Origin of the sequence: Anaerorhabdus sp., from assembly GCF_036641015.1 — a bacterium.
Taxonomy (GTDB): Bacteria; Bacillota_I; Bacilli_A; order Erysipelotrichales; family Erysipelotrichaceae; genus Anaerorhabdus.
In genome coordinates this window covers 1-13,287 of record NZ_JAVWFO010000021.1, presented here as the reverse complement: position 1 = coordinate 13,287, position 13,287 = coordinate 1, and the positions used below count along the sequence as shown (strand labels likewise).

General features: G+C 31.5%; 13 protein-coding genes and 2 tRNA genes. 13 read left to right on the top strand and 2 right to left on the bottom strand.

What is annotated here, in order from left to right; genetic code table 11:
* The first annotated feature begins 68 nt into the window (after nt 1-68).
* From RR430_RS04640 to RR430_RS04620, 5 genes are all read left to right on the top strand, one after another.
* Nucleotides 69-143 (top strand) — tRNA-Cys (locus tag RR430_RS04640).
* A 13-nt stretch (nt 144-156) separates the two neighbouring features.
* Nucleotides 157-243 (top strand) — tRNA-Leu (locus RR430_RS04635).
* A 277-nt stretch (nt 244-520) separates the two neighbouring features.
* Nucleotides 521-2,416, top strand: a complete 1,896-nt coding sequence (locus tag RR430_RS04630) for a beta-glucoside-specific PTS transporter subunit IIABC (protein WP_332487834.1) — start codon at nt 521-523, stop codon at nt 2,414-2,416.
* A gap of 11 nt (nt 2,417-2,427) precedes the next feature.
* Nucleotides 2,428-3,840, top strand: coding sequence for a glycoside hydrolase family 1 protein (locus tag RR430_RS04625; protein WP_332487835.1), 1,413 nt, complete (start codon nt 2,428-2,430; stop codon nt 3,838-3,840).
* A 28-nt stretch (nt 3,841-3,868) separates the two neighbouring features.
* Entirely contained in the window at nt 3,869-4,705 is an 837-nt protein-coding gene (locus RR430_RS04620; protein WP_332487837.1) for a PRD domain-containing protein, read from the top strand.
* Between the two features lie 26 nt (nt 4,706-4,731).
* Here the strand turns inward: RR430_RS04620 and RR430_RS04615 are convergent, their stop codons facing one another.
* Both RR430_RS04615 and RR430_RS04610 read right to left on the bottom strand, forming a co-directional pair.
* Nucleotides 4,732-5,526, bottom strand: a complete 795-nt coding sequence (locus tag RR430_RS04615) for a DeoR/GlpR family DNA-binding transcription regulator (protein ID WP_332487839.1) — start codon at nt 5,524-5,526, stop codon at nt 4,732-4,734.
* 8 nt (nt 5,527-5,534) lie between these two features.
* Nucleotides 5,535-6,308 (bottom strand): hypothetical protein, encoded by a 774-nt coding sequence (locus RR430_RS04610; RefSeq protein ID WP_332487841.1) that lies wholly within the window; start codon nt 6,306-6,308, stop codon nt 5,535-5,537.
* 188 nt (nt 6,309-6,496) lie between these two features.
* On the opposite strand from RR430_RS04610, the gene ulaG reads away from it, so the two are divergent.
* From ulaG to RR430_RS04570, 8 genes are read left to right on the top strand one after another with little or no spacing between them, the layout of a single operon-like run.
* Nucleotides 6,497-7,555, top strand: a complete 1,059-nt coding sequence (gene ulaG, locus RR430_RS04605) for an L-ascorbate 6-phosphate lactonase (RefSeq protein ID WP_332487843.1) — start codon at nt 6,497-6,499, stop codon at nt 7,553-7,555.
* 11 nt (nt 7,556-7,566) lie between these two features.
* On the top strand, nt 7,567-8,025 hold the full coding sequence (locus RR430_RS04600; protein ID WP_332487845.1) for a PTS sugar transporter subunit IIA: 459 nt from the start codon (nt 7,567-7,569) through the stop codon (nt 8,023-8,025).
* A 12-nt stretch (nt 8,026-8,037) separates the two neighbouring features.
* On the top strand, nt 8,038-9,495 hold the full coding sequence (locus tag RR430_RS04595) for a PTS ascorbate transporter subunit IIC (protein WP_332487847.1): 1,458 nt from the start codon (nt 8,038-8,040) through the stop codon (nt 9,493-9,495).
* 24 nt (nt 9,496-9,519) lie between these two features.
* Entirely contained in the window at nt 9,520-9,822 is a 303-nt protein-coding gene (locus RR430_RS04590; protein WP_332487849.1) for a PTS sugar transporter subunit IIB, read from the top strand.
* Between the two features lie 47 nt (nt 9,823-9,869).
* The gene (locus tag RR430_RS04585) at nt 9,870-10,904 is read left to right on the top strand and encodes a hypothetical protein (protein ID WP_332487851.1); all 1,035 of its coding nucleotides are present in this window, start codon (nt 9,870-9,872) and stop codon (nt 10,902-10,904) included.
* A gap of 9 nt (nt 10,905-10,913) precedes the next feature.
* On the top strand, nt 10,914-11,606 hold the full coding sequence (gene araD / locus RR430_RS04580; protein WP_332487853.1) for an L-ribulose-5-phosphate 4-epimerase: 693 nt from the start codon (nt 10,914-10,916) through the stop codon (nt 11,604-11,606).
* On the top strand, nt 11,596-12,450 hold the full coding sequence (locus tag RR430_RS04575) for an L-ribulose-5-phosphate 3-epimerase (RefSeq protein WP_332508720.1): 855 nt from the start codon (nt 11,596-11,598) through the stop codon (nt 12,448-12,450). The genes araD and RR430_RS04575 overlap by 11 nt, the downstream gene beginning before the upstream one ends.
* On the top strand, nt 12,443-13,246 hold the full coding sequence (locus tag RR430_RS04570) for an HAD family hydrolase (protein ID WP_332487856.1): 804 nt from the start codon (nt 12,443-12,445) through the stop codon (nt 13,244-13,246). Before RR430_RS04575 ends, RR430_RS04570 begins: the two co-directional genes overlap by 8 nt.
* Nucleotides 13,247-13,287: the final 41 nt, after the last annotated feature.

The following is a 13,287-nucleotide window of genomic DNA, read 5'->3' as shown; positions in this document are numbered from 1 at the left end:
AAAAAAATCATTTTATGGTTGCAATTTGATAGGGTGTACTATATAATAATAAAGCACGGAAAAGAAACGGTTCCTTAGCCAAGTTGGTAAGGCAATAGACTGCAACTCTGTGATCGCCGGTTCGAGTCCGGCAGGAACCTCCAACAAAACTAAATCGGGGATATGGCGGAATAGGCAGACGCATCGGACTTAAAATCCGGTGATGGCAACATCGTATGGGTTCAAGTCCCATTATCCCCACCATTTAAAAAAATGATGTTTAATACATCTTTTTTTTATGATTAATTATAAATTTTTATGACCGATTTTTAAAATGACTTGTTTTAAAAGATATTCTATATATAATGACAGTAGTTGATAAATTTAAGTAACTCGACTGTTACTGGAAACAGGCAAGATCGAATGAAAGAATATAAACACCTTTTAGGTGTATTGTATTTAATCGTTTGATCTTTTTTGTTTAATCAACATCATTTGGCCGATGATATATGTACAAAATTAAAAATAAGGAGAATGAATTATGGATTATAGAAAAATAGCTCAAGACATAGTTAATAATGTTGGGGGCAAGGAAAACATTAAAAATGTTACGCATTGTTTTACTCGTTTACGATTTGTTGTAAAAGATGATTCTAAAGTAAAAAAAGAAGTATTAGAAAAGATTGAAGGAGTAATCTCGGTAGTTTATGCTGGGGGACAACATCAAGTTGTATGTGGAGCTAAGGTTACAAAAATTTATGATGAAGTAGTAGAAATTGTTGGTGAGCATCTCGCATCGGGTGAAGTAACGGGTGATGAGCCAGTAAAAGGTAAATTATTTGATAATATACTACAAAAAATTACTCAAATGTTTACTCCTCTAATTCCAGCTATTGCGGCAGCGGGATTAATTAAGGGATTATTAACTGCAGCGAAATTATTAATGAATAACTATGGTATTGATATTTCAGCATCTGATACATATAATATTTTATTTTCTACAAGCCAAGTAATATTCTATTTCATGCCTATATTCCTAGCTATGACATGTGCAAAAGCTATGAAGTGTAATCAAGTTATTGCGATGGTTATTGGAGGAACTTTGTGTTATCCAGCAATTGATGCATTAATTCAAAATACAGAAGTTATGACAACTATATTTGGATTACCAGTAGTTAAAGGGGTATGGCAAATTGGCGAATCAGCTAAAGTATTCTCTTATGTTGAATCAGTAATACCTATTATTCTTGCGGTATTAGTGATGGCGATTGTTGAAAAATATTTGAAGAAATGGATTCCTGAAGTATTGCAAATCATCTTAGTACCAGGTATTGAAATATTTATTATGATTCCATTAACACTTGTAGTTTTAGGGCCTATTGGTATTTATGTTGGTAATGTAATTCAATTTATTTATGGAAGTATTATGAGTTTTAGTACAATTTTAGGTGGTGCTTTAATTGGAGGATTATGGTGTGTGTTTGTTATCTTTGGAGCTCATCGTGCGTTGTTACCAATTGGATTAAATGATGTAGCTGTTACAGGACGTCAAAACATTTTGGCATTTGCAGGAGCAGCAAATTTTGCACAAGGTGGAGCTGCGTTAGGAGTATTGTTAAAAACAAAGAGTACAGAGTTAAAACAAGTAGCGGCATCTTCTACTATTGCTGCAACCCTTGTTGGTATCACAGAACCTGCTATTTATGGATGTAATTTACGTTTAAAGAAACCAATGATTTATGCTGTTATATGTGGTGCGATTGGTGGCGCTGTTATGGGTGCTGGAAATGTGTATGGTGATGCATTTGCAAACAATGGTGTTCTTACTATATTTACGTATGCAGCGTTTGGTATGACTCAATTTATGTTTTATATTGCCGGAATTGTAATTGCATTCTTTGGTGCAGCAGCACTTACTTATTTTTTAGGATTTGAAGATATTGTTGATGCAAGTACTACGAAGAAAAATATTTCAATAAATGCGGATATTAAAATAGCTTCACCTGTTCAAGGAATTACAATGAACATTTCAAATGTTAGTGATGAAGTATTTTCTTCTTGTGCATTAGGAAAAGGTATCGCAATTAACCCAACAGTTGGTGAAATTATTGCGCCAGAAGATTGTGAAGTATCCGTGCTATATCCAACTAAACACGCCATTGGTTTAAAACTTAATAATGGTGTTGAAATGCTAATTCACATTGGTATAAATACTGTGGCTTTAAAAGGTGTTCATTTTAAAAATTTTGTTGAGCAAGGTGCTAAAATAAAAAAAGGAACTAAGATTGTTAGTTTTGATATCGATGAAATTAAAAAAGAAGGATATGATCCTACTGTAATGGTAGTTATCTCAAATTCTAATGAATTTAAAGAAGTAAATAGTATCGACGGAATACAATCGACATTAAATACAAATATATTAATGATTAATAACTAGGAGGATATAAGATGAGTAAATTTCCTAAAGACTTTTTGTGGGGTGCAGCAAGTTCAGCATTCCAAATAGAAGGAGCTTGGGATGAAGATGGTAAAGGAATGACAGTTGCAGACTTTAATTCTTTTAAGAAATCTGATAAACAAGCAGATAGTAAGGTTGCCGCTGATTTCTATCACAGATACAAAGAAGACATTCAGTTAATGAAAGAATTAGGTTTAAAAGCGTATCGTTTCTCAATTTCATGGGCAAGAATATATCCAAATGGAGAAGGGGAAATAAATCAAAAAGGAATTGATTTTTATAATGATGTTATTAATACATTGTTGGAAAATAATATTCAACCTTTAGTGACACTATATCACTTTGATTTACCTTACCAGTTAGTGGAAAAATATAACGGCTGGGAGTCACGTAAGACAATCGATGCATTTGCTAAATATGCAGAGACATGCTTTAAAGAGTTTGGAGATCGCGTAAAGATTTGGCAAGTACATAATGAGCAAAATCTTATGATTCGTGTTGATGAACGCATGAATATAAATGTGGATGATTCATATACTGCAGATAAAATACGTGCTCAAATGGATTATCATATGTTTTTAGCTCATGCTCATGCTGTTAATTTATGTCATGAATTAATCAAAGATGCAAAAATCGGTCCAGCTGTTTCTTCTACTTGTACATATCCATTAACAAATAAGCCAGAAGATGTTTGGGCAGCAAAGATGAATGATTGGTTTAAAACTAATTATTGTTTAGAAATGCATACAAATGGTGAGTACCCGGGTTATTATTTAAGATATCTAAAAGAAAGAAATATTGTGCCGATAATGGAAGAAAGTGATACAACTATTTTAAAAAATGCTAAAATAGATTATATAGCATTGAATTATTATCGTACATTATGTGCAAGTTATTTACCGGTTGATGAACAAAATCCAATAGGCTCAAGAGTGTTTAGAGGTAATGTAGTTGACTTTGATCAATATGGTTATTTTAGAGATGAGAAAAATGAGAATCTAACAGCAAGTGAATATGGTGCTCAAATTGATCCTATGGGGTTAAGAATAGTTTTAAATGATTATTATCGTCGTTATCATTTACCATTGATTATCACAGAAAACGGTTTAGGAACTGCTGATGTGTTAACAGATGATGAAAAAGTTCATGATCAATATCGTATTGATTATATTCAAGCACATATTAAGGCATGTGCTGATGCTATTGAAGATGGTGTTGAATTATTTGGGTACTGTCCATGGTCAGTGGTTGATTTATTAAGTTCTCATCAAGGTTATAAGAAACGCTATGGTTTTATTTACATTGATAGAACTGACTTTGATTTAAAACAAATGAAACGTATTAAGAAAGATAGTTATTACTGGTATAAAAATATAATCAGTAATAATGGTGAATCAATATAAAAAGTACTTCTTAGAGGGGTGGTGAAGTATGAGAGTTATTAAAGTTCTAAATGTCTCGGTAGTTTTAGTTATAGATTCAATTGGAAAAGAACTTATACTTCTTGGAAAAGGAATTGGATTTAATAAAAAAATTGGGGATGAAATATTACCTAACGAAATCGAAAAAGTTTTTATTTTAAAAGATAAAGAAGTTTCTAGAAATATCATTCGACTCGCTGCTGAAACGGATAGTGTTTATTTTGAAATTGCAAAAGCAACAATTGATAAAGCAAAGAAAGATTTTAACTTTGAGTTAATGGATTATATTTATTTAGCACTTACTGATCATATTGCTTTTGCTGCTAAAAGAGTAAAAGAGGAGATTAATCTTGCGAATTTTTATACCCAAGATGTTAAACAATTTAATCCACAAGAATTTGAATTAGGACAATTTGCGATTTCTCTTCTTTATGAAAAAACTGGTATTCAATTACCATTTGATGAAGCTGGAAATATAGCATTTCACTTTATTAATGCACAACAAAATAATAGTTATCAAAAAAATAGAAAGATTAATGATGTTGTTAATTCGATTCTTGAAATTGTTCAATATAATTTTCAAATACAGTATGATGTTGAGAGTGTAGCATTTGTTAGGTTTTTAACTCATCTTAGATTATTTGGACAGCGATTAATAAGTCAAACGCAAATTAGCGAAAATACAGATGTATTATTTGATACAGTTATACAAGAGTGTAAAAGTGAGTATGAATGTGTTAAAAAGATAAATAAATATATTACACAATCTTTTTCAGGGGGATTGAGTAAACAGGAAGAACTGTACTTAACGATTCATATTCATCGAATTTTATTAGAAATAAAATAAAAAAATAAGACTTCAATTTTGAAGTCTTATTGCGTTTCATCGATTCTGATTAATGGTTTTAATTGGGTTATTTTAACATCGTGTTTTGCTATTTCTTCAAGGGTTTCTTGCGGTGCATTAATATCTGTTATTAAATAATCTATATCATCAATTTGTCCTGATAAGAAGCTGTGCTTAGTTCCGATTTTAGTGTAATCAGCTAAAACAAATACGGAACCTGTTGTACGATGTATCATCGTCTCATTGATGGACACTTCATTTTGAATTGCAGTTGTTATTCCATCATCAGCACTAATACCGCTACATCCAATAAAACATTTATTTGCTGAAACTCTATTTAAATTATTTAAACAGAATTCACCAACCATTGCCTCTTTTGGGAAACGCAATTCACCGCCAGTAAGTACAATAGATATTAGTGGATCGTGTTTAACTAATAACGCTTTTGCGTTGTTGGTAATTACTGTAACACGTTTATTTTGGATATAAAGAAGAATAAGAAGTGCGGTCGATGATGTGTTTATAAAAATCGTATCTCCTTCTTCTACAAATTGTGCAGCATATTTTGCTAATGCATGTTTATATCGATCGTTAGTGAAGTTAGTGTTATTGTGGTTTACCATATGCTGTACTAACTTAGCACCACCGTGATATCTAATGATAGCACCACGATCTTCCCAATATTGTAGGTCACGGCGTATTGTTATTTCTGATGTATTAAATTCATTAGATAATGTCTCTACATCTACTTTTCCTAATTTTTGAATAAGAACCATGATATCATCACGTCTTTGTTGAACAATTTCATAATTTACTTTCATATATTCACCTACATCATTTTGTCTATCGGAAGTTTATTAGCTACAGTTTCTAATAAAACTTTTATTTCATTTGCTTTCTCGATTCTATTTGTTTTAATTAGTGATTTATAATAATACAAATAGTATTGTGTTTTTTCTTTGTTATTCATATATGAAATATTTACTGATTCATAGCTTTTACAAGCTTTTTCAAAATCATTACTAATATAATAATCGAGAGCCTCTAATTCTTGCCAGTTATACAGTGGAGATAATTTTTTGCCTTTTACTTTAACTCCTTTAAGTTTAATGATTTCAGGATATGCTTTTTTTGCTTGTGTTTTATTATTCAATTCGATATATGCGATAAATAACGAAACATTACGAATAAATAGGGCGTCTATGTTTGCTCTAAAGTAAGAATCATTTTTATTAATGAGTTCGATAGCTTTATTTGGCTCATATGTTGCTAGATAATATATATTATCAAAAAGTATTCTATTCTTTTTATATGATTTCATAAAATCTAATTTATTGACTTTATTGAAGTAGTTTATTGCTAATTCGGGATCACATTTATAATTTAATGCCTTAATAGCATTTTCGTATATATATTCTAAATATTCCGAATAGATAGCGAAGAATAGAAAGAAGACAGTAATCGCTAAATAAACGAGTTTGACTGACATATCAGGGGCATTTGTTATCAAGTAAATCGAATAAAATAGAAATATTACATAGATAACAATGTGGATGAAACGTTTTGCTTCTGAACTAAAAGTATAATTTGTTAATTTTTTCATAATTTTAACACCTCACACTAATATTAAAGAACGAATAATCATAAAAGTCAATGTTTTAATGATTGTTTGAGTATGTAAACGCTTGTAAAAAATCAAATAATCATATAAACGATTGAATAATCATATAAATGCATTGTAAATGAATAAACAATCGTTTACTATGAAATCAATCAAAGGAGTAAAAAAATATGCCGAAAATTAATGAAATTACACGTGAATCTTGGATTCTAGGAGCATTCCCTGAATGGGGAACTTGGTTAAATGAAGAAATTGATCAAGAAGTAGTAGAAAAAGGAACATTTGCAATGTGGTGGATTGGATGTACTGGTTTATGGATTAAATCAGAAAACAATACAAATATTGCAATAGATTTATGGTTTGGAAATGGTAAGCGTTCTAAAAAGAACAAAGAGATGGAAAAATATCATCAAATGAGAAACATGACTGGTGGTATTATGACTCAACCAAACTTACGTGCAGCACCAATTGTATATGATCCATTTGCAGTAACTACAGTAGATGCTGTATTAAGTACTCATTATCACAATGACCATATTGATCCATTCTTTGCGGCAGCTGTTATGAATAACTGTGCTAGTGATGTACCTTTCATTGGTCCACAAAAGAGTGTTGAAAAATGGTTAAGTTACGGAGTTCCTGAAAGTCGCTGTAAAGTTGTTAAGCCAGGCGATGTTATTAAGGTAAAAGATATTGAAATTGTAGTTCTAGATAGTTTTGACAGAACTTGTCTTGTAACTGATGAGAAAGATATACGCGGTGTATGCCCAACTAATATGGATGAAAAAGCCGTTAACTATTTAATTAAAACACCTGCAGGAAATGTATATCATAGTGGAGATTCTCATTACTCAACTTATTATGCTAAACATGGTAAAGATTATCAAATTGATGTTGCGTTAGGTTCTTATGGAGAAAATCCAGCAGGAAACCAAGACAAGATGACAAGCGTTGATATCCTGCGTATGGCTGAAGCACTTCGTTGTAAAGTGGTAATTCCGTTCCATTACGATGTATGGACAAACTTTAAAGCAGATCCAGCAGAAATATTATTACTATACGATTTCAAAAAATATGTCTTAGATTATCAATTTAAACCATTTATTTGGGATGTTGGGGGAAAATTCATTTATCCAAATGATGCTGACAAACGCCAATTCCATTATCGTAGAGGTTTTGAAGATAGCTTCACAGAAGAACCTAATGTTCCATTTAGAAGTATTCTGTAGGGAGTGTAACTATGTTAATCGAAAAATTTATAGATAATAAAGTTACTTGTTATCATACGGAGTTTAACACATGGCAAGATGCAGTAAAAGCAGCTGCACAGCCGTTGATAGATCAAGCATTTATTGAACCAGTTTATGTGAATGCTGTAATCGAATGTGTTGAAAAATATGGGCCTTACATTGTTATTGCACCTAACATTGCAATGCCGCACTCAACTGAAGGGGCAACAGGAGTATTGAAAACTGGAATTGGATTTATGAAAGTTGAAGAACCTGTGCACTTTGATCCTAATGATCCTGAAAAGGATGCAAGACTATTCTTTACATTAGCTGCCGAAAATCATGAAAATCATTTAGAAAACATGATGGAATTATCAGAAATGCTAATGAATGAAGAATTAGTTGAAGATTTATTACAAGTTAAAAATGATCAAGATTTAAAAAAAGTGGGAGAGAAATACAAACTTTAAGGAGGAAGAATAATGGAATTTTTAATGTCAATTTGGTCGTATTTTGCGACTAACATCTTAACACAGCCAGCTTACTTCATTGGGATAATCGTTTTAATAGGATACTTGTTATTACGTAAACCTTTATATGAAGCATTTGCGGGATTTGTAAAAGCAACAGTAGGTTATTTAATTCTAAGCGTTGGATCAGGAGGGTTAGTAAATAACTTTAGACCAATCTTAGTAGGTTTAAAAGATCGTTTTAATCTAGATGCAATGGTAATTGATCCTTACTTTGGTCAAAATGCTGTTACAGCTGGTTTAGGTGAAGTTTTTGGAAGAACATTCTCACAAGTAATGTTACTATTACTTATCGCATTTATCTTTAATTTAATTCTAGTTAGACTTAAAAAATGGACAAAGATGCGTGCAGTATTTACAACAGGTCACGTACAAATGCAACAAGCTTCAACTGCATTCTGGATTATGTTATTCTGTTTCCCAGCTTTAGGTGATACTTCAATTCTATTAATCATGGGATTGGTATTAGGTTTATATTGGGCAGTAGGTTCAAATTTAACAGTTGAAATTACACAAGATTTAACAGAAGGTGGCGGATTTGCTGTTGCCCATCAACAAATGTTTGGTATCTTCTTCTTTGCTAAACTAGCTGAGAAGATGGGGGGAAAAGATAAGAAACGTTTAGAAGATATTCAATTCCCTGGATTCTTATCGATTTTCAATGAAAATATGGTTGCTACTTCAGTGTTAATGCTAATTTTCTTTGGTGCAATATTAGTTATTCTTGGTAAACCATATTTAGTAGAAGCTGGATTCTTGGCTGCTGATAAAGATTTCTTCTTCTATATCTTAACTACATGTTTCAATTTCGCAGTTTATTTAGCAATCTTACAACTTGGAGTTCGTACATTCGTAACAGAACTTACAAACTCATTCCAAGGTATTTCTAATACATTCTTACCAGGAGCTGTTCCAGGTATTGACTGTGCTGCGGTTTATGGATTTGGATCTTCAAATGCAGTAACAATAGGTTTCTTATTTGGAGCATTAGGACAATTCCTAGCAATAATAGTTTTAATTTTATTAAAGTCTCCAACATTAGTAATCGCTGGATTCGTACCAGTATTCTTCGATAATGCTACAATCGCTGTATTTGCAAATAACCGTGGTGGAGTTAAGGCTGCAATGCTTATGCCATTCATCTCTGGATTATGCCAAGTGTTTGGGTCTGCTATCTTTGCATCTTGGGTTGGCTTAGCTGCTTACGGAGGATATTTAGGAATGTGGGACTGGGCAGTAGTATGGCCAGTATTCACAGTATTAATGAAATTCTTGAGTTATGCGGGTGTTGCTGTAGTTGTAATAATTTTAATTCTAATTCCTCAACTACAATATCGCGCACATCCAGATACATATTTCTTGATTACTGAAGATTATGATGCTTATTTAGAAAAAATAAATAAAAAATAAAAATAAAATAATAGGAGAAAAGTTATGCTTAGAATATTAGTTGCATGTGCAAATGGTGCTGGAACTTCATTGATGATGAAGATGAGAGTAGAAAAAGCTACAAAAGATTTAGGATTAAAAGTACAAACAATTCATCACTGTTCCTTATCGGAAGGTAAGAGTGCTGCTACACAATATGATGTTGTGTTCTGTCCACTTAACTTTGCGAACATGTTTGAAGATGCTGCAAAAAAAGGTGTTAAAATTTGTGGTATGAAGAATGTACTTTCTGACAAAGAAGCTCAAGAGTTGTTAATTAACAATGGGCTTGTGGAAGGAAATAAATAGTTTGTTAAGGCTACCGTAATTGGTAGCCTTCTTAAAATGGAGGACATATGAAATTTGAAAAAATTCATTTAGATAATATACAACGTTGCTATTGCGCAAGTCATATGGAAATTGATGGTGAACTTGTAGCTTTATTCGCAAGTGAGGATCCAAAAAGCATTTGTAAAATGTATAGTGGTAAAGATTTTTCAACAAGCGAGGTTATTTGGGATAATGCTGGAGGCTGTATGTCTATTATTCCGATTCCAAATAAGAAAAATGAATTCTTAGCAGTACAAGAGTTCTATCTAAAAGTTAACCCTAGTTTAGCGAAAATAGTTTGGGGCAAGTACGAAAAGGGTAAAGGATGGATAATTAAAGATGTACTTCATTTACCTTATTTGCATCGTTTTGATATTTATAATAAAAATGGTGTTAATTATTTTATTGCCGCAACAATTGCTGAAGACAAAAAAGATAAAGAAGATTGGACAAAACCGGGACAAGTATATGTTGGAGTGTTACCAAAACAATGTGATGAGGGTATTGAATTAACAAAAATTGTTGATGATTGTTATAAAAATCATGGTTATTCAAGAGGTTATCATAATGGTAGTATATGTGGCTACTTTGCAAGTGCTCAAGGTGTACTTAGAGTAACCCCACCTAATGAGCTTGATGGTGATTGGAATGTAGAAAAAATCATGGATGGATCAATTAGCGAAATTGCGTTTGTTGATATCGATAATGATGGTGTTGAAGAAATGATGACTATTGAACCATTTCATGGAAATGCAATGAAGATTTATAAGTTAGTAAATGGTAAATATGAATGTGATTTTACTTATCCATATGAAATTGATTTTGCGCATACATTAGTAGGAAAGAAATTCTGTGGTGTTAACTCATTTATAGGTGGAGTTAGAAGAGTAAATGCAGAATTATTTGTAATTCAATATATTAATAATGAATACGTAGTAACAATTGTTGAAAGTGGTGTAGGACCTGCCAATATTGATGTAGTTAATAGAGAAAATGATGACATCATTATTGCAGCTAATCATACAATGAATGAAGCAGCAATTTATATTGCGACTAAGTAGGAGGGTATTATGTTAGAACAATTGAAAAAAGATGTTTTTGAAGCAAATTTATTATTGCCAAAATATGGACTAATTACTTTTACTTGGGGTAATGTATCTGGCATTGATAGAGAAAAAGGTTTAGTTGTTATTAAACCTAGTGGTGTAGAATATGACACAATGACAGTAGAGGATATGGTTATTGTAGATATGGATGGAAATAGTGTTGAAGGTAAATTAAAACCATCGAGTGATTTAATGACTCACTTAGAATTTTATAAGAATTTTCCTGATATTGGCGGTGTTGTTCACACGCATTCTCAAAATGCGACAGCATGGGCACAAGCGGGATATGATTTACCAGCATATGGAACTACTCATGCAGATTATTTTTATGGTTCAATCCCATGTACACGATTAATGAGTGAAGTGGAAATTAAAAATGATTATGAACTTAATACAGGGAAAGTAATTGTTGATACTTTTAAAGAAAGAAAAATTGATCCAAATCAAATGCCAGGGGTATTGGTACATAGCCATGGACCTTTTACTTGGGGAAAGAATCCGCATGAAGCTGTTCATAATGCGGTGGTATTGGAAGAAATATCGGCAATTGGATTAAAAACAAAAACTATTAACGAAAATATCGAAGATATGCAATCAGAATTATTAGATAAACATTTTTTAAGAAAGCATGGACCTGGTGCATACTATGGACAATAAAAAATATTTATTAGGTCAATATGAAAAATCAATGCCTAATACTTGTACATGGGAAGAGAAATTATTGCTTTGCAAAGAATTGGGATTTGATTGGTTGGAAATGAGTGTTGATGAAACGGATGATAAACTAGCTAGATTAGACTGGAATGATTCAGAGGTGGATTCTTTACGTAATCTAATGACAAAAACAGGTGTACCAATTTATACAATGTGTTTAAGCGGTCATAGAAAATATCCACTAGGATCATTAGATGATGAGACTATTAAAAAAAGTTTGGATATTATGGAAAAAGCTGTTAATCTTGCAAGTAGACTTGGGATAAGAATTATTCAATTAGCAGGATATGATGTATATTATTCAAAAGGCAATGATGAAACTAAGAAGAGATTCGTAAAGAATCTTGCGCTTGCAACTGAAATGGCATCTAAAAAAGGAGTTTTATTAGGATTTGAAACAATGGAAACTTCATTTATGGATACAGTGGAAAAATCAATGGAATATGTGAATTTGATAAATAGCCCTTATCTTCATGTATATCCCGATATGGGAAATCTAACTAATGCTTCTTTACTATATAACTGTGATGTAATTGAAGATATAAAAAAGGGTGAGGGACATTTAATTGCAGCTCATCTAAAAGAAACGATTCCTGGACATTATCGTGAAATTGAATTTGGTACTGGCCATACAGACTTTATTAATGTAATACAATGTTGTAAAGAATTAGGAGTTCGCATGTTTGTTGGAGAATTTTGGTATGTCGGTCAAGATAATTGGGAACAAGATTGTATCAATGCAAATAAGTTCTTACGCGAAAAACTAGACAGAGTATTTAATGATTAAACTAATTGTTGCTGATTGTGATGGAACAATTCTTGACTCCAACAAAAAAATTGATTCTAAACTTATACAAGTGATTGAAGATTTAAAGAAAAGAAAAGTATTGTTTACACTTGCATCAGGAAGAAATATATATTTAATGCAAGATATTATAAAAGAATTAAAACTTGAATTGCCTTTTATAATAAACAATGGTGCAAATGTATATAAACAAAATAAAATGATTGTAAACTATGCCCTTCCCAATGAGTATGTTGATGTAATATGTAATTCATTAGTTAATGATGGATTTCCTTTTTTAGCATACAGTGAAAACCGTCTTATATATAATTTAAATCATTCTTTATTAGATGGTTTTAAAGTTAAACTAAACGGAAAACTAACGCAAATTGAGTATAGTAAATCTATTAATTTAACAGAATATCCAGTATTTAAAATAACAGTAGCGACAGATCATCAAGATGATATTATTGAAACTAAAAATAAGATTGAACAATTGTGTCCACTTATTAATTTTAATCGTTCTGAAGGTACTTTATTTACAATTACCAATGTAAATGCAACCAAAGGTAATGCAATACAAACTGTTGCGGATATGTTAAATATTAAAATGGATGAAGTTATGATTTTTGGTGATAACTATAATGATTTATCAATGTTTGAAAAAGCTGGTATTGGTGTAGCTATGGGTAATAGCGATGAAGTAATTAAAACTTATGCAACACATTCAACAAAGGACAACGATCATAATGGCGTTAGTGATTTTTTGATTGATTATTTTAACGTGGAGGGAATATGAAAACACAAGAGCACGCAAAAAGAATAAGAGAAGACGTAGTA